Annotated in this window: 14 protein-coding genes; 2 read left to right on the top strand and 12 right to left on the bottom strand. The window is 45.6% G+C overall.

Going from position 1 to position 17,056, the window contains the following annotated elements:
- Window positions 1-495: 495 nt before the first annotated feature.
- From AB9P05_RS24510 to AB9P05_RS24520, 3 genes are read right to left on the bottom strand one after another with little or no spacing between them, the layout of a single operon-like run.
- Window positions 496-957, bottom strand: a complete 462-nt coding sequence (locus AB9P05_RS24510) for a MarR family winged helix-turn-helix transcriptional regulator (protein WP_371911542.1) — start codon at window positions 955-957, stop codon at window positions 496-498.
- A complete protein-coding gene (locus AB9P05_RS24515; protein ID WP_371911543.1) occupies window positions 954-1,436 on the bottom strand; it encodes a glutathione peroxidase in 483 nt (160 codons plus the stop codon). The genes AB9P05_RS24510 and AB9P05_RS24515 overlap by 4 nt, the downstream gene beginning before the upstream one ends.
- A gap of 11 nt (window positions 1,437-1,447) precedes the next feature.
- Window positions 1,448-1,870 (bottom strand): hypothetical protein, encoded by a 423-nt coding sequence (locus AB9P05_RS24520; RefSeq protein WP_371911544.1) that lies wholly within the window; start codon window positions 1,868-1,870, stop codon window positions 1,448-1,450.
- Window positions 1,871-2,156: 286 nt separating this feature from the next.
- Between AB9P05_RS24520 and AB9P05_RS24525 the strand changes: the two genes are divergently transcribed.
- A complete protein-coding gene (locus tag AB9P05_RS24525) occupies window positions 2,157-3,254 on the top strand; it encodes an outer membrane beta-barrel protein (RefSeq protein WP_371911545.1) in 1,098 nt (365 codons plus the stop codon).
- 206 nt (window positions 3,255-3,460) lie between these two features.
- Here AB9P05_RS24525 and AB9P05_RS24530 read toward each other — a convergent pair whose 3' ends face one another.
- The 6 genes from AB9P05_RS24530 to AB9P05_RS24555 all read right to left on the bottom strand — a co-directional run bounded on the left by AB9P05_RS24530 (window position 3,461) and on the right by AB9P05_RS24555 (window position 10,784).
- On the bottom strand, window positions 3,461-3,676 hold the full coding sequence (locus AB9P05_RS24530; protein ID WP_371911546.1) for a hypothetical protein: 216 nt from the start codon (window positions 3,674-3,676) through the stop codon (window positions 3,461-3,463).
- A gap of 462 nt (window positions 3,677-4,138) precedes the next feature.
- Window positions 4,139-4,777: a DUF2306 domain-containing protein gene (locus AB9P05_RS24535; RefSeq protein WP_371911547.1), complete on the bottom strand. Its 639-nt coding sequence runs from the start codon at window positions 4,775-4,777 to the stop codon at window positions 4,139-4,141.
- Window positions 4,778-5,035: 258 nt separating this feature from the next.
- Window positions 5,036-5,434, bottom strand: a complete 399-nt coding sequence (locus AB9P05_RS24540; protein WP_371911548.1) for a hypothetical protein — start codon at window positions 5,432-5,434, stop codon at window positions 5,036-5,038.
- A gap of 474 nt (window positions 5,435-5,908) precedes the next feature.
- Window positions 5,909-6,571, bottom strand: coding sequence for a TIGR02594 family protein (locus AB9P05_RS24545; RefSeq protein WP_371911549.1), 663 nt, complete (start codon window positions 6,569-6,571; stop codon window positions 5,909-5,911).
- Between the two features lie 167 nt (window positions 6,572-6,738).
- Complete coding sequence (locus tag AB9P05_RS24550) at window positions 6,739-8,781, bottom strand: dihydrofolate reductase (protein ID WP_371911550.1); 2,043 nt, start codon at window positions 8,779-8,781, stop codon at window positions 6,739-6,741.
- 854 nt (window positions 8,782-9,635) lie between these two features.
- The gene (locus tag AB9P05_RS24555) at window positions 9,636-10,784 is read right to left on the bottom strand and encodes a sensor histidine kinase (protein WP_371911551.1); all 1,149 of its coding nucleotides are present in this window, start codon (window positions 10,782-10,784) and stop codon (window positions 9,636-9,638) included.
- Between the two features lie 1,602 nt (window positions 10,785-12,386).
- Between AB9P05_RS24555 and AB9P05_RS24560 the strand changes: the two genes are divergently transcribed.
- The gene (locus AB9P05_RS24560; protein WP_371911552.1) at window positions 12,387-13,352 is read left to right on the top strand and encodes a hypothetical protein; all 966 of its coding nucleotides are present in this window, start codon (window positions 12,387-12,389) and stop codon (window positions 13,350-13,352) included.
- Window positions 13,353-13,518: 166 nt separating this feature from the next.
- On the opposite strand, the gene AB9P05_RS24565 is transcribed toward AB9P05_RS24560, so the two are convergent.
- From AB9P05_RS24565 to AB9P05_RS24575, 3 genes are all read right to left on the bottom strand, one after another.
- Complete coding sequence (locus AB9P05_RS24565) at window positions 13,519-14,289, bottom strand: hypothetical protein (protein WP_371911553.1); 771 nt, start codon at window positions 14,287-14,289, stop codon at window positions 13,519-13,521.
- Between the two features lie 4 nt (window positions 14,290-14,293).
- Entirely contained in the window at window positions 14,294-15,718 is a 1,425-nt protein-coding gene (gene dgt, locus AB9P05_RS24570; RefSeq protein ID WP_371911554.1) for a dGTP triphosphohydrolase, read from the bottom strand.
- A 70-nt stretch (window positions 15,719-15,788) separates the two neighbouring features.
- Window positions 15,789-16,931: a hypothetical protein gene (locus AB9P05_RS24575; RefSeq protein WP_371911555.1), complete on the bottom strand. Its 1,143-nt coding sequence runs from the start codon at window positions 16,929-16,931 to the stop codon at window positions 15,789-15,791.
- Window positions 16,932-17,056: the final 125 nt, after the last annotated feature.

Raw genomic sequence — 17,056 nt, forward strand, 5'->3', positions numbered from 1 at the left:
TGGTTACATCCCCCGATGTCAGTAACTCAAATCGAATAGCTGTTTTGTATCTACTCGTGTGCGAGATCAAACCTCCGTCGGTAGTCCATAGCTTGGTCGGGACCTAAAATGAGGCTGTCTCAAAAGGCAGCCTCTTTCTTTTTGTTCAAAATATAATTTTGCATCCTATCTAACTACCGCGAGGTTATACCGGGCCGCGTTCGGTCTCGTGGTTGCCACCTTTGCGAAGTTGTACTTCGCCATGCAGAATGTAAATAGTAATTAACCAAATATTGTTTGGAATGAAAAAAGACCTCTATACTTTTGAGACAGCCTCGGCCGCGCGTAAAGCGATTCACATCGCTGATAAGTCTTTTGAAAAGCAAATGCCGTAGCCACAACGACGACTCCCTCGCGGACGGAAGGGTACCTGGCAGATAGTGGGGGCCTTCCTGCCTAAGAGCGAATAATTCCCCATCCATCTACATACACATCACCCCTGTGCCGGACGCACCTTTAATCACCCGAAGTCTTTTCGCCCAGCAGCTCTACCAGGCGGAACAGCGTTTTCTGCAGAGTGAGCAGTTCCTCTTCGGTTATCGACGGGTCCTTGAAAGACTCGATGATCTTCTGCGGGATCACCTTCGCCTCTTCCTTAAGCGCTTCCCCCTGGCTCGTCAGGGACACGATCACCGTGCGCTCATCCTTCTCTGAGCGGTCCCGGCGGATCACGTCCTTCTGCTCCAGCCGTTTCACTAAGGGCGTCAGCGTGTTGGACTCCAGGAATAGCTGTTCACCGATCTGCTTCATGCTGCAGGAGCCATGCTGCCAGAGCACCAGCAGCACCAGATACTGCGGATAGGTCAGGCCCATCTCATCCAGGTAGGGCGCGTATACCTTGGTCGTAAGCCGGGAGGCCGCATACAGCGGGAAGCATAGCTGGTTTTCTAAGAACAGAACCGCAGAGGCGTCTTTCATTTCCTCAGAGTGTTTAAAATGATCTTTTCCATCTTTTCCGGTTTGGTAACAGGCGAAAACCGCCGTACCGGCCGGCCATCGGGATCAATGAGGAATTTGGTGAAATTCCACTTGATCCTGCTACCAAATATACCTCCCGACAGCTTGGATTTCAGGTACTGAAAGATAGGGTGCGCGTTTTGGCCATTTACCTCTACCTTTCCGAACATAGGGAAGCTTACCCCGTAGTTCACCTCGCAGAATTCCCGGATATCATCCGCTGAGCCAGACTCCTGGTTCGCAAACTGATTACAGGGAAAGCCTAATATCACCAGTCCCTCCTCTTTATACTTCTGGTACAGTTTCTCCAGGCCCTCATATTGCGGCGTAAGGCCACATTTGCTGGCCGTATTTACTACTATCACCGTTTTGCCCCGGTAATCGCTCATCGGTACATTTTCGCCGGAAAGCTTTTGGGCGTCAAAATCATAAAAACTCATCGCTGACTATATTATTTTTTACTACGCTTTATTAACCACTTTAAAGCACCCGTAGACCATAGCGCCCACAGGATCAGGACCGGCTGAAAAAAGAGGCGGATCAGTCGTTTTCTGTCCGTATCTAATCCGAATGCATCTATCCCATTCGTATACTGAGAGATATTACCCGGGAAAATAAGCACGTAGAATATGGCCAGGGCTATCCCCACCTTCACCTTATGCTTCCAGAGGAATATCATAGCCAGGCCAAACAGGATCTCCACCACCCCTGAGGAGACCACCACAAAATCGATAAACGCAGGGTCATCCGGTAGCCAACCCGGTACCTGTGCCTGAAACTCTTCCCGCTGAAAGGTAAGGTGGCCCACTCCAGCCAAGGTCATAAAGCCCCCCAGCAGTACCCGCATGATGCTTTGAAAGGTAGATGTCTTCATATATAACGTAAAAGATTAAATCGTGTGCGATGTAAATATACCACCTTTTCTGTTTTCACGAAATTCAGCGGCTGGCAGAGAGGCTTTACCCACCAGAATAGGCAAGTGATGATACTGATAGCCGGTTCGTATGGGTGCCGTGTTACTTTATCGGGGTCAATCGTATAAAGCAGCCAGCCACCAGTGAGGCCTGGTTACCATTCATACTGATGATGAAAAGCCGGGCTGGGTAGTGGCTTACCCGCTTTTTCTTTCAAACCCCCGTAAATTCAATATCTTACCCGCCATGAGATTTTCCCTCCTTGCCCTGATCGCTATCCTGCTGCCCATGGCCACCTACGCCCAGGAAGATAGCATACGCCTGCATATCAAAGGCTACATCGATACCTACTACGCCACCTTTTCAGATTCTGCAGGACCCGATGTGTTACAGCCCTACACCACCGTATCCCCCAGGGATAAGCGGATAGGCCTGAATGTGGCCCAACTCGGGGTGCATTACGCTGATCCAAAAGTACGGGCAAACCTCACCCTCCATTTTGGTGATATAGCCGAGGCTACCTGGAGCGAAACCTTCCGCCAGGTACAGGAGGCCAATGCAGGCTTCCTCCTTGGGCGTGACTGGTGGGTTGATGCAGGCTTTTTTGCTACCCACATCGGCACCGAGAGCTTCCTGCCAAAGAATAACTACCTCAGCTCCACCGCTGTCGCCACCTACAATGAGCCATTCTACCAGGCCGGTGCCCGCCTCAGCTACGAAGGCAGCGAGCGGTACCACCTTGAGCTATGGGTCACCAACGGATATAATTACTTCCTCGATGCAAATGATGCCAAATCCTTCGGGCTGCTCTTTACCTATAATTTCAGTGAAAATACCAGCCTTACCTATACCAACCTGTTTGGCCGTGAGTCCGCAGATGAAGCACCCGTAGCACAGTACCGTACCTATCAAAACCTCTACCTCAATACCCGCGCCGGCGAAAAGCTCTACATAGTCGCCGGAGGAGACCTCGGCACCCAAAGCCACAGCAACATACAGGACAGCACCTCCACCGCCCTTATGTTTAATGCCCTTCTCACCCTGCGCTACCAGCATACAGACGCCTTTAGCCTTACAGGGCGCTACGAGGTTTTTCATGACCCTGATGGCTTTATCAGTGGGCTATTACCTGCCGGAGACGGCCGCAGAGAAGGGCTGCAGGTGCAGGGCATCACCCTGGGAGCAGAGTACCGGCCCATGTCCACCGCTTACCTCCGTCCGGAAGTGCGCTACCTGCGGTCAGCCAGCGACATGCCCATCTTCATATCCGGTGCGGAGCCGGAGCGCGGACGCTGGGAGGCCATGATCACCATGGGCCTGTATTTCACCAAACAGGTGAAATAGGGAGGCCCTCAGGTGGGCAAAGGCCAGAGGCAGTATGCTGCTTTGTAAAAGGTAAGGGGAATATAATCACCAGCTAAGGGCGTAATGCTTTTCTGCATATCCGGAGGCCTACTTGTGGCATATGAGGCGAAATAGGTTTGTAGAATTGTAGAGTAGACCCTAAATAAAAACGGCGACCGTAGTCGCCTTGAAAATTCATGCTAAAATCAGCAGCAATTCGTCTTATCCGTGCAGTAGTTCGAGCATCCCAGGCTCTCACAGTCATCCGTAGGCACATAGCAATACTCACTGCCATTACAGTTCAGGCTATAATCATAGTCCACCCCGCTATTGCCTCCTCCGCGGATAGTGCTGCCTGGCCTTCTGCTGTTGTGAGTGACAAATCTCTCAAGTGACAGGTCTTTTAATCGTAACTTTTTCATTTGGTTTGTATGTCTAAAAAATAATACATACCCAAAGTAGATAAAAATAGATCAGGTGATTATAGGCCTATGTTATCAAATGATTAATTAGGTGCGTTTGTGTAAGGTAGGTCCAATAATAGGTTAATTTAATTGTATTATTACCTTCATCCGGGTGCTGAGACTGGCGTACCTTTTGTCGCTTTGTGCAGGGCCGCCATTATACCAGAAGCACATAGTATATGCTCTATGTAAGTAGAGTATACGACCACCTTTTTTGTCGGGCATCATGGCCACTGCCATCCTTAATGAGCTGGTTTTATGCTATCCGGAACAGGTGACCCTGCGTGAGAAATGGGGGTAGGGAAGGAGGAGGGGCCACAAGGGGATATAGCCACTCCCTGTATGCCACCGGTGCCAGCAGATGTATTAAATAAAACACACATGCCCCCGGCGCGGCATTACTTCATACCTTTCATACACTTATACCGCCACCCTTGCTGCCGGCTTTTTCTTACGGGAATTGATAATAAAGTAAGCCACAATCAGATTCGGTACCCAGCTAAGCCACCCCACAATCCTGTACGCCACCATAAAGTCACCCGTGGCCACCGTAAGGGTAGGGAGCCAGATCCGCAGCGTCACCGCTGAGAAGCACACCGCATAGCTATAGATCATGAGGTTTTGGTGGGCTTTAATTTGTCCGTTTCGTATCGCTGTATAAGCCAGGAAGGTAGTCGTGAGCCACACCAGCCCGCTCAGGCTAAAGCCTATCACGTTAGAGAGGCCTCCCGTGGCACTTTGTGCGATATACACCCCGCACACCCCGCTTATCAATGCCGTAAGGACGTAAACCTTGCCGATGGCCCGGTGCAGCCCCATCCGCGTCCTTCTCAGGTAGGCGCTAAACTGCACCCAGCCGATCAGCAGCGCCACGCCACCAAATACGATGTGTCCGTAAAAGCCCGCATTCCATACCTGGTCGGCCAGGAGTTCCTGCGATTTGGAAGAGAGTATGCCAAAATGCCGGTTGGCAAAAAAGTAGACTACAGGATAGAACCCCGTCAATACACAAAGTATACCGAATATCCACCATCCGGCCTTTTTCATTACATTATTCATTTTTCATGTTTTTTAGGGTGAGTCCGGGTCCGCACCACCGTATATCGGCGCGAATCCTTCATCTGTTTAATCTAGGGATTTTCAGGCTGTGATGAAAGGGCAAGAGGTATATATGTAGATTATTGGTTAACTCTTGCTTATTAATTGATTAAAAAATAAAGTATGTCAATGGAGAAGTGATTTGTGCTTATGAGACAAGCCGGATTCTACGCGCTTCATCCGGCCCCGGTCCCACAGAGGATTTTGAGGTGGATACGCTCACCTCGGGATGATCAGCACGTAGGTAGTTCCTGCAGTGCCGTTTATAGTTTGAGCGCCGGCAATGTGCCAGTCCTCACCATCAGCAAGGTAATTGCCCTCGTACAGGATTGAATCAGGGGCATTAGCATCAACGACCCTGAAGTGATCGAGGATCTGATAAGGAGCCACGCTTCCACCCGTACTCACTTCTATCGTGTAAAAATTAAATACCGTATCAGGAGGCACCACCTGGTCAAAGACCTCCTCATCCGTCTCCAATCGTAGCGATAAACCAGTCCGGTTATCGATCAAATAATGCCCCGTAGCCACAGGTTCCGTAACCGGCCCCTCGCAGGCTGCCAATACTATCCATAGCACAAAGGCACAAAGAAATTTTTCAAGAGCTGATCTTGTCATGTTCTTTTAATAATGATCTTACTAAAGTACTCTGGAGATGCTTACTGTAAGTTACTCACTTTCATTAAATACACCAAGCCTCACAGCCGGTGATATTCATCCCGGGACGCGCTTGTCAGGTACCACCACAATTTCGAAGGCAATGCCGCATCGCACCTGCCTAACCTTTCTGACCCGGTAATCTGTGGTATAAAGGCCAGATCTAAAATGATTAAATTGGAAGCCGCTACCTGTCTGGCGTATATATATGGGGATATGTAAGTACTTCATTGTATAACGTATCTTCTATTATCTTTTGGTGAATTCTTTTTTTCGCTAATAGTTTGTTTTAAACGCTATAAACACGGCCACTATACACTCATCCAGTATTGTTCAATAGGTGATTAAGAGAGAGAGAGTGTGTGTGTTCTTACTGGCGAAAGCATATAATCAAACAACATATGCTATATAGATCTGATACCCTGATTATCGGTTTCAAGCCAACCTTTCCTTCAGTAGCTCCCTCGTCTTCGCATCGAAGACACCGGTGATGGTCAGGTTTATGTCCGTAGTTTGAAGCTGCTCCACGGCTGCCCTGGTTTTAGGGCCGAAGTCACCATCAGCCAGACCGCAGTCGAAGCCCGCTTTATTCAGGGCCATCTGCAGGTGCTTTACGTCTTCGCCCTTATCGCCAAACTTCAGTTCTGTTTCCGGCAGGTTGTGCAGGTCTTCCGGGTTTAGGCGCCGGAAGCCCAGTATGCGGTTGGCCTCATAGCTGCGGATACTCACCATGTTATCCTGATTACCACCCAGGCAGTAAACCAGCGTTCCGCTTTCATTAAACCCTATGAAGATGGCTACGTGGCCCTTCCAGCTATCGATACGTTCCCGCCAGAATATGACCACGTCACCGGGCTTAGGGTGGTCGATGGTTTCGCCTACCAGCAGCCAGGAGCGGGCATTGAGTTTATTAGACCGGGGCAGTTTAGCCTTTTTGGCCACCCAGTTCATAAATATGCTGCACCAGAAAGTCTCATCATCCTGCACATTTTTAAATCCCACCTCTTTGGCATATTTAAGAATGACAGGATTGTGTTCAGGGCCTTCTATTTCTTTTACACCCAGTTCTCTTATAGCAATCTGAAGTAACTCATCCATATTAATATTGATTTATTCTATATTAATGTAAGCATTTATGACAAGTCTTCCCACATGCCGGATAACATTAACAGAACAGCTAAAGGATTAGCCGACAGGACAGTACCAAAAAAAAGCCCCTGGGATCATCCTATCCCAGGGGCTTTCGTATATCGTTTCTATATCTGTTACAGGTGCGAGTAGTTCTCGGCGTAGTACAGCATCTGCTCGGCAAAGTCGGCAGGGTAGGTTACCTTCACGTCCGTAATGTTGCCATCAGCGTCCATCTCTGGTACCAGCACAGGGTTTATGAAACCACCGTAAGGAGCAGACTTAAGATTCTCCACGCGCTCAAGTACTTCTGCGTGTAGCTCCTGGTCCACCTGCACACCGTAGGTCTCTATCAGGTTTTTACCAGCTTCGTAGTCACCTTCAGACTTTATGCGCTGCAGTTCTCTTAGTTGCATACCGAAAATCTCTCTCAGTGCCTCGTAATCGTTTACCACAAAGTACGTCTTACCATCCTTCATTTTCTTCTCGATCACATTGTCCTCTTTGCCTTCTTCATAGGCCCACTGCGCGATCATCTGGCGGTTACGCATGTGCGCTTCTTCCACCTGCTCGCCCGGCTCCAGCCTTCTAAGCTGCAGCATCATGCCGTTTCTGATGTAGCCATCGTACTCTTCCTTACCCACTTCTATACTGGGGATCAGGCCAAGCTCTACCAGTTTCGGGTCCATCAGGTAGTACAGGGCCACCAGGTCAGCGCGGCCCTCTTCCAGTGCAGAGGCGTAGTTCTTAAGCGTCTCCTTAGGTGTTCCCACGCCTTCGTTTAGCTGACCGGAAGCGTGCCCAATCACCTCGTGCAGGGCCGTGTGCATCTTGTCGCCAAGTTCCGCGTACTCTTTAGAGCGGGCCACTTCTTCCTCGTTGTAGGCAAACTCCTCCAGCATGCCGCTGCCCGAAGCGCCGTCATACGCCGCAACGATGTTACCGAGGCTTACAGACTTAGAACCGTGCTGCGCCCTGATCCAGTCAGAGTTAGGCAGGTTCACACCGATAGGCGTAGAGGGAGAGGCATCGCCAGCCTCACCGGCTACGTTCACCACCTTATACGATACACCTACCACGTTCTTCTTCTTGTTCTCGTCCAGTATAGGCGAGTTGTCCTCAAACCACTGCGCATTCTCAGACAGTACCGCCATACGCTCAGAAGCCTCAAAGTCATTGATCTGTATGATCGACTCATATGAACCTCTGTAGCCCTTAGGGTCATTGTATACCTCTATAAAGCCGTTGATGTAGTCTATGTCACCCTCAGTCGCATCCACCCAGGCAATGTTGTACTCATCCCACGTTTTCAGGTCACCCGTTTTGTAGTACTCGATCAGCAGCTCCAGGGCCTCCTTTTGCTTTTCGTTTTCAGCCACCGTAGTCGCCTTCTCCAGCCAGTACACGATCTTCTCTATCGCCGGGCTGTACAGTCCGCCTACCTTATACACCTGCTCCTTCAGCTCACCGTTTTCTTTCACCAGGCGTGAGTTGAGGCCATGCCATACCGGCGTCTTGTCGCTGGGGTCAGCCTTCGCTGCATAAAATGCATCTACTTCAGCCTCAGTCACGTCCGGGCCGTAGAAGTTCACCGCAGAGCCCTTCACCAGCCCTTTGCTGGCGTCCAGGTTCACCTTCTTCGCGTCCTTTTCAGGATCAAAGATCGCCACCATTGCCTCCTCGCTCAGCTCCGTGTTCGTCTCACTCAGCAGCGTGCTCAGGTAGTCACGGCTAAAGTCCGGCATGATCTTATTATTAGAGTAGTGGTGGTGGATACCGTTAGAGAACCACACGCGCTTCATGTAGGTCATGAAGTTGTCCCAGTCTTCGCCGCTTTTATCGCCATCGTAGTTTTTCACCACATTTTCCAGCGCCTTTCTGATCTCCAGGTTGTGGCGGTAGTTCTGGTCCCACATGATGTCGCGCCCCGCCAGGCCCGCCTGCGTCAGGTAGTACACCAGCGCCTTTTGGTCAGTAGTTAGCTTATCAAATCCGGGGATCTTATAGCGGATGATCTTAAGGTCCGCAAACTGCTCCGCCAGGTACTGAAAGTTGTCTTCCTCTCCGGAGGAGGCTTCAGTCTTCTGAGCTTCAGCCGATTCCTGGGTGGGTGTCGAGCTTCCGCAGCCAGCCAATACCGCCATTGTCAAGAGAATGGCGTATAATCTCAAAAACTTCATAAAGTTCGGTTAATGCTAAGTTTGAAATATCCGGCAATATACTAGCCACGCCGGTTTTTAACAATGATCTGTTTACGGTAGCATGGTAGCATAAATTATACCAATCTGTTTTTCAGTGTGTTAGATATTATGCCTGGAGCGTAGCCGTCAAGCTAAGCACTAGATTCCTCTCCTTGGGGAGAGATTCGACTATCAGGGAGAATAATAACGCGAAGGTGTGTTTTATTTTGTTCAGGGCCTCGTTGGCTGGGCCGACTATTGGAGGTACCAGCAATGTTTGTGTTGAGCATTAAAACTTCTTAATGTACAATTAGCAAGCAGCAAACCAAGCACCTGGTCAGGGCGAACGATGAGCGAAAGATATATCTACTATACACGATTTAAAGACGGTTAAGAGACGGTTTAGTATTGGGTTGGAGGTTGTGAAAAAAAGGGACAAAATTAGGGGTGTTATGCGAAAAGAGCTTATTGTAAAAATACAATTTATAGGCAAGTAATCAAACGAAATCCTGCGCAAAATTGCTTTGCTTTAACTCTAAGCCTGATGGCTATGGGACATCGATCCGGGGTCCGTGAGCAATAAGCTCAATACTGCTTAAAGAGATTCTATGCGATTAGCAGACTGTTGGCAATGGAATTGCAGTGCATCAATCACACCCTACTGCCAGACGATGGGGATCTCTTGCAGAGCGCCCACGTCATGCGACGGGGATAGGTGCATTAATTCCTCGAAAATCCTTTCCATCGCACTGCGTGGCGCCCAATATCCTTATAATCCTGAGCAAACCAGGGTGTGCCAGGCTCTTGGCTGGCAGTGGCGCATTTGATGTCTATTATAAGGGTCCGAAAGGGGCTTAGCCATCATTTCTACGCCTGATGATGTGCGTGCGTCGCTTGCCCGCCTCATTCTGTTTATTCAGTATGAAAGAAAACCGCGTCCCATCCTTCTCATTACTTGTCACCTCCGAGTCACCCCCGTGAGATTCCGCCACTATCTTTACCAATGTAAGCCCCATGCCCCAGCTTGTATAGACATTTCTGTCGCTGCCCTTCTCCATCTGGTGCAAAAATATGAATATAGACTCCTGCTTGTCTGCCGGGATAGGATTGCCAAAATTATGCACACTCAGCCTGATTTTGTCTTCCATATCTTCGAGGCTGATGGTAACAGGGCGGCTCATATCGCCATACTTGATAGCATTGGTAAGCAGGTTTTCCAGTAAGCGGCGTATGGCAGCGCCATCCAGTATGCCGTTCACCGCGCGCTCTGGCCTTTCCAGCCTGATGTCAAAATCGTAAATAGCTTTCGCTTCTTTGTATACAGTTTGTACCTCCTCAGCTATATCAATTTCATTAAACTCCAGCATCATACCCTCACCTGCTTTTATAGTTACTGCATCCATAAGCCCTTCTGTAAGTTTGATGGTTTTACGCAGGTTGTTGGTGGCCATCTTCCGCAGAGAATCCATCTTTTCAGGATCGTCCTCTATTTCCATAATCTGCAGCAGGCTGTAAGCTGTGCTCAGCGGGTTGCGCAGATCATGAGCCAGGGTGGCCATCAGGGTCTCCTGCATCTCCCGCAGAGAGTCATTAAATGAGGTCGCGGAACGCAGAATGGCGGTTTCAAGAATGTATTTTAGTAAATCAGAAGTATTTACATCAAACGCATCGTTTTCCCGGAGCAATAAAGTCAGCGTGCGGTGAAATATAATATACTCGTGAATAAGCTGGTCAATAGTGTATTCCTTCGAAGTAGCCCTATGCCTTCCATGGATATTACTGTTATTAATAATCTCCTTAAACTTTTCATCGTTCGAAATTTCATCTGCACTTTGATGCCGTTGTAATATATCCGCAATATCAACCACCATGTTTGGCAGTTGATCATGCAAAATGATTCTATTGGTATGCCTGGAGGCATTTATTTTTTCGATTACATTGACCTCCCATGTTGCCAGAATCTCTTCACAATTGCTTTTTATTACCTCTGCTGCTTGCTTCATACCTTTTATATAGCTTAGATACTGTTATCCTTAAAAAGATCAACCTTATTCATTTTGAGATAAGAGAGCTAATGACGTTCCCGTTCTCAGGCTGAACCTCCCGGGTGACTCTAAATGGTGATGCCCAGGATTATATTAACAAAGAGGGAAAGTCGAATAGAATGGCTTCCAACAGTGAAGAAAGAAGGCAACGATTAAACAATCACTAATTGTAAGAATACACAAAAAACATCCACTAACAAACTCCTAATACCCCGGATATGTTTTCTACGGAAAATTTTCGCAATGCCCGCCCATGCATTATAACCACCTGGAATACAATAAGATATAGAAAAAAACATACTGCTGCACCATGATTTAGAGCAGTATTCCTGAAGATGAATGGCGCCATGCAACGGGCGCCGTGCAACGGGCGTCGTGCATATGGGGCACCTAGCTACTAGCTCAATGCTGGCTTAAAGCGACCCCATGAAGTTAGCAGACTGTCAGCAATGAAACTACAGTGCATCAATCAAACCCTACTGCCCACCGATGGAGACCTCTTGCAGAGCGCCCGCGTCATGCGAGGGGGATAGGTGCATCTTTAAAAAGGTAGAAAACCAGCTTAAAGCGATTATCCCCGCTGTATAGCGGGGTCCCCCGACTACTAGCTCAGTGTCGGCTTAAAGCGACCCCATGCGATTAGCAGACTGTCGGCAATGAAACTACACTGCCTCAATCAAACCCTACTGCCCACCGATGGAGACCTCTTGCAGAGCGCCCACGTCTCTCGCCCACTCGCCCGGGGATAGGTGCATACTATAATTAAGAAAAGCCATCTTAATGAGCTATTCCCGGACGCCGATCCGGGATCCGTTCACGAATAGCAGGAGGTCGGCTTAAAGAGACCCTATGAGATTAGCAGACTGTTGGCAATGAAACTGCAGTGCATGAATCACACCCTACTGCCAGACGATGGGGACCTCTATGCAGAGCGCCCGCGTCATGCGACGGGGATAAGTGCATCTTTAAAAAGGTAGAAAACCAGCTTAAAGCGATTATCCCCGCTGTATAGCGTGGGCGCCATGCAATGGGTCCCCCAGCTACTAGCTCAATGCTGGCTTAAAGTGACCCCATGCAGTTAGCAGACTGTCAGCAATGGAACTGCATTGCATATAATCATCTCTCTACGTAACGCCAACAGACCCCGGGTCTCGCCCACTCGCCCGGGGATAGGTGCATACTATAATTAAGAAAAGCCATCTTAATGAGCTATTCCCGGACGCCGATCCGGGATCCGTTCATGAATAGCAGGAGGTCGGCTTAAAGAGACCCTATGAGATTAGCAGACTGTAGGCAATGGAACTACATTGCACATAATCATCTCTCTACGTAACGCCAACAGACCCCGGGTCTCGCTCACTCGCCCGGGGATAGGTGCATTGCCCAAAAAATCCTGTCCATCTTAGTATCCTTAAAATCCTGAGCAAACAAGGAGTGCCAGGCACAAGCGAGACGCCTGCGCCATTGGGAGTAATGATTTCTATTTTCAACTACAATAAATTTATTATATTTAAAAGATCATTATATTGAATACCTTTAAAAAAACCTATTCTTAAAAGAATGAAATCAGGAAAAAATTTTAATTTAAATAAAACGAACATCGTAATTGGTATATTCTTCGTGATATTTCAGAGTGTATTTATAGGATGGCAATATAAAATTGGTGAAAATCAAAATAAAATAGTTAAAAGTGAATTGAGGCTTGAGACATATAGCCATGTAAGGACTTATAGAGATAGAGTAGCATATTCAATAGATGAAAAGTTTTTGTTTTACCCACCGCCAACTGAAGCTGAAATAAATGAACTGGTATTCATTTTAGAACAGGATCCAGAAGGCGCTGAGGTTATGCTTGAAACCCTACTAATTGATTCTCATACTAGAGTCAGATTGCTTGCATTAGCCGCGTATGACCATTTGTATGAAAAAATGCAACTCGATACTATAAAAAACATCTCGCTTGAATACGTAATATTAGATAAGTATAAAATTATAAATGTGCCAATAAAAAGGATAGAAATATCAAATTCTGTTGGTGTTTTACAAATTGAAAAATTTGATACGCTTAATGCTGCGAGTTCTTATTTGCTTTTAAAGGGAGATATTAGCAAATCTTTATATCGATTTGATAAGTCAGTTGTTGACTTTACTACTTTTGATATTGAAGGTAACGATTTTAATATTGGATGTAGGTATTCATACTTGATTATGAATAGTAAAATGAAAATTACAAAAAGAATAAGTAATATTATGAATAATAGTTTATCCTATTTGTCAATTGTGAATGACTCAAAGGAAGTAGATAGAGCGGGAAATTTTCCCATGTTAATAAACTTGGCTCTACTTGAGTCTAGCAGTGAGTTTTTGCCATTTTATATATGGTTCAATCCTGATGCTAAAAACAAGTTAAAGCAGGAGTATTATAATTTGTTGAAGAACCAAGGTAAAGTTGATTTCCCATATCCAGGTTCCGGATGGGAGTATCCATTCGGGGTTTCAATCAGAAAATACTTATGGCTAAAATAAATCTTATCTATTGTTATAATTTTATTGAATTGTAAATCTCTAAACTCAAAGATTATTTCTAAGCATAACCTTCCCAAAATCTATCCATCTTAGTATCCTTAAAATCCTGAGCAAACAAGAGTGCCAGGCACAAGCGAGACGCCTGCGCCAAAGGATAAAATTTTATTTAGAAATGTAAGTGAATTTGATTGTCAAATCGGTTTGCCGAATATAGTTCATTGATCATATTTAATATATCTTCACTACTTAGTACGTTTTGATATTTTTCATACTTCTTTTTAGTACGCTCTAATGCCTTTACAGGCTCAATCCCTTTATCTTTTAATTGCCCAATCTTATCAATTAAATATTTTTTGGTATTAGAGGAAAATTGCACATCCTCCGTTTTTTTTATATAAAACGCCCTTAATATATTAGCTTCGGTAGTAGGATTTAAGTTTTTATAAACTGATGATTTCAGAAGTATATCTAACTTGTTGTTTTTTAAATAATTATTATAGTTTTTAAGGTTAATGTTATAACTACTTATATTCATTACTAATGAATCGTAATTGTAAAAACATCCTTTTGCAATACTATTAAGCTTATCTTTTTCATTAAGCTTGACAACTTGACATTTAAAAGCCCAATTATTTTCGATACTCCACATATCAACATTTATATTTTTAAATTGAAGCTTTATGCCATTATGTCTATTTACAGAGAAACTACAGTTATATTCATTAACTAATTCTTTTAATTTATAAAAATCAACCTCAACGAGAATATCCAAATCACGAGATTTCTTAGATTTCATGAAATCTCTTAGGTACCCACCAACAATATATGCGCCTCCAATGTCTAGAATTTCACTTAGCAAGGATTTTAGTTCAGGACAATTATTCAGTTCTGAACTAAAATGTGCTTTGAATTTAGATTTTAAGGAGCTATAGTTCATAATATTAAATTTTTATGCCTTTCAATTCTTGAAATAACCTAATAGCATACCTATCTGTCATGCCACTAATGAAATCAACAATTAATTGAAGCCTTTTATATTCTTTATTAGAATACATCTCAATATCTTCAAAAACTTTTCTATGGCTAGTCGAAATAATCTTATACAAACGTGATTCAAGAGTATTTCCTTGAGCTATAAAGGAATCGCTTTCTGAAGCTTTTACGAATATATTTAAAAGCCCGTAAATAGCCTCCCATCCTGCTATTTCCTTCTTTAGAATTGACTTATCATCGAAAACCTTAAACTGTAATGTTTTATAAGCTTGCCTAATATCCTGAGCTTCTGAAATATCGATTATTTCATTCTCTAGCTGACCTTTCATAATATGATCATATTCTCCTTCAAACGTCTTTACGACGCTCCCAATCATTAATTGCTGAGTATATATCCTAAATTTTTGTATAACTAATGAGTCATCTACATTTTTAACGTCTTTATAATCGTTTTTAAGATCTTGTAGCTTCTTTAATACTTTTACTTTATTAAGCTCTAATTTTTCACTAAAAATTTTTTCAATATCATCAAGGCTGATTTTTCCGAGCTTTATACCATCCTCTATATCTGCTGCACTATATGCAATGTCATCAGCTGCTTCTAATAAATATACAACAGGGTGACGTTTTTCATTAAGCTCTAAATATTCATTTAATTCTTTATAAGTACTTTTTTCCGTTTGAAAAAAGCCAAACTTTTTTTTCGCAATCTCAATTGTATGTTTTTCCCTATCTTTAGGAGGTAATTGATTATATTTTTCGTTAGATATAAACTTCTTATTTCCTTTTAAAGAATTCGAAGGATATTTAATTATTGAAGCTAGGCTAGAATAACTTAAATTATAGCCATACTCATCGCCAAAGTAATTAAGTTTGGAAAGTATGCGAAGTGTTTGAACATTGCCGTCAAAATTTGTAAAATCTGCCTTTTCTATATCAGATAACGTTCCCGTGTAATTACCTGAGGTAAAGTAATCCTTAAAGAATATTTTGATTGCCTCCTCTCCAAAATGTCCAAAGGGAGGGTTTCCTAAATCATGGACTAGCCCAGCCACTCGTAGTAAGGAGCTTAGGTACCCCTTTAAATTAATGTCAAGTTCTCCCTTATCAATCAATAAATTTTCAACACTTTGCCCAATTGAACTAGCTATGTAGGAAACTTCTAGAGAATGAGTCAACCTTGTTCTAATAAAATCACTTTCTTCCAAAGGAAATACTTGGGTCTTGTCTTGCAGCCTTCGAATTGGTGCACTTGAGATTAATCTGCCGTAATCATTTTCAAATGTGTTGCGTCCATCACTTTCATTCGTCTCAGATTTTGGACGAAATCTTTTTTCACCTAGTAAAAGGTCCCATTTTTCCTTAAATGTCATTGTCGTGAGCTACTTCTAAAAAATCTGTATTTAAAATGATTTACTTGTAGGCAAAAATAGTGAAACCATACTAATCTTCCCCAACCATCCTACAGCTATTCTTAATATACTGATCTTCCAGCACGTAGTTCTTGGTGTAGTCCAGGGAGAGGCGGCTGGTGGTGAGGCGGCAGGAGAAGCTCATGATGTCGCCGTCGGCGATGAGGTTGAAGTCTGCGTCGGGGGCGGAGGCCTGGTCGCAGGCGACGGGTTTGGAGAAATCCTCCAGGCGGTTGGTGGCGATGCGGTTTATGTTGTTCTTCACGCGCGCGAGTTGTGTGTCGTCGCTGAAGTGATCGGATAGTTCGGCGTCCGGCACCATCTCCAGGTCCCGGCCTATTACTTTGCCCGAGCGGCTTATGGTGGCGCCATTTACCTCAAACTCATTGCGGAAGAAGGTGTGCACGCTTGCCACCAGCACAAAGTTATCGTCCTGGCTGAAGTCCAGCTCCTTGTAGTCCTCATTTACCTGCCCGTCCTCATCCAGGAAAGAGTCCACCGGCAGCTCGCGCTTGTCGTACCAGATCTCGTGCTTCTGGTATTCGTAGCCCTCGAAGGTATTGCCCGAGTCAGACGCCTCGCTCATGCAGCGCGCGTACATCGTCACCTCCGTGGCCACGTAGTGGTAGCCGTTCTGCTCGCGGAAGAAGGGCAGCTTGTACGAGTTGTTCAGCAGCCACTTGCCCTGGTACTTGTAGCAGGGGTAGTTACAGTCGTCCGGCAGGTCGTCCAGGCTCACGTAGGGTTTCACGTAGCCCGTCTCAAAGGCCCAGCGGATGGTGGCATCGCGCTCCGTGTAGGTAGAAGCCACCGGCTCCTTCTCTACACCGGGCGTGCTGAAGTGCAGGTAGGCGAGGAACAGGCACAGCGCGGTGAGCACGAGGGTGGCGATGACCCACAGCTTTTTAGAGGCGCCGTTGCTTTGCTTCTTTTGCGCCGCCAGCTCCGCCTTTAGCGAATCCAGTTTTATGATGCGGGCCAGGTTCTTATTCGCTCTCTGGTACTCGCCCTCCGTGGCCGAGCCATTGATGAGGCGGGAGAACTGCGCGTCGCTGTAGCCAAGCTCTCTGGCGATGACCGTATTGCTGGAACTCTCAAATTTGTGCGTCTCCTCATTGTAGGTTCCGTACCGCTTTTTCAGGGCCTCTACAAATTCAGCATACAGGTCTGCCATAAAAACTCAATCCGTAATATAATTTGGTATTGCGCTCAAAATCAACCAATTAATTCGTTGAACGCCGTTGAAGATCGATAAATATTGATATAAATCATCAAAGTACCAACAGTTTGTGGAAATCC

Origin of the sequence: Roseivirga sp. BDSF3-8, assembly GCF_041449215.1 — a bacterium.
Taxonomy (GTDB): domain Bacteria; phylum Bacteroidota; class Bacteroidia; order Cytophagales; family Cyclobacteriaceae; genus JBGNFV01.

Coding starts and splice junctions, on each gene's coding strand:
- AB9P05_RS24510 (WP_371911542.1), bottom strand. CDS start 957: ATGAAAGACGCCTCTGCGGTTCTGTTCTTAGAAAACCAGCTATGCTTC.
- AB9P05_RS24515 (WP_371911543.1), bottom strand. CDS start 1,436: ATGAGTTTTTATGATTTTGACGCCCAAAAGCTTTCCGGCGAAAATGTA.
- AB9P05_RS24520 (WP_371911544.1), bottom strand. CDS start 1,870: ATGAAGACATCTACCTTTCAAAGCATCATGCGGGTACTGCTGGGGGGC.
- AB9P05_RS24525 (WP_371911545.1), top strand. CDS start 2,157: ATGAGATTTTCCCTCCTTGCCCTGATCGCTATCCTGCTGCCCATGGCC.
- AB9P05_RS24530 (WP_371911546.1), bottom strand. CDS start 3,676: ATGAAAAAGTTACGATTAAAAGACCTGTCACTTGAGAGATTTGTCACT.
- AB9P05_RS24535 (WP_371911547.1), bottom strand. CDS start 4,777: ATGAATAATGTAATGAAAAAGGCCGGATGGTGGATATTCGGTATACTT.
- AB9P05_RS24540 (WP_371911548.1), bottom strand. CDS start 5,434: ATGACAAGATCAGCTCTTGAAAAATTTCTTTGTGCCTTTGTGCTATGG.
- AB9P05_RS24545 (WP_371911549.1), bottom strand. CDS start 6,571: ATGGATGAGTTACTTCAGATTGCTATAAGAGAACTGGGTGTAAAAGAA.
- AB9P05_RS24550 (WP_371911550.1), bottom strand. CDS start 8,781: ATGAAGTTTTTGAGATTATACGCCATTCTCTTGACAATGGCGGTATTG.
- AB9P05_RS24555 (WP_371911551.1), bottom strand. CDS start 10,784: ATGAAGCAAGCAGCAGAGGTAATAAAAAGCAATTGTGAAGAGATTCTG.
- AB9P05_RS24560 (WP_371911552.1), top strand. CDS start 12,387: ATGAAATCAGGAAAAAATTTTAATTTAAATAAAACGAACATCGTAATT.
- AB9P05_RS24565 (WP_371911553.1), bottom strand. CDS start 14,289: ATGAACTATAGCTCCTTAAAATCTAAATTCAAAGCACATTTTAGTTCA.
- dgt (WP_371911554.1), bottom strand. CDS start 15,718: ATGACATTTAAGGAAAAATGGGACCTTTTACTAGGTGAAAAAAGATTT.
- AB9P05_RS24575 (WP_371911555.1), bottom strand. CDS start 16,931: ATGGCAGACCTGTATGCTGAATTTGTAGAGGCCCTGAAAAAGCGGTAC.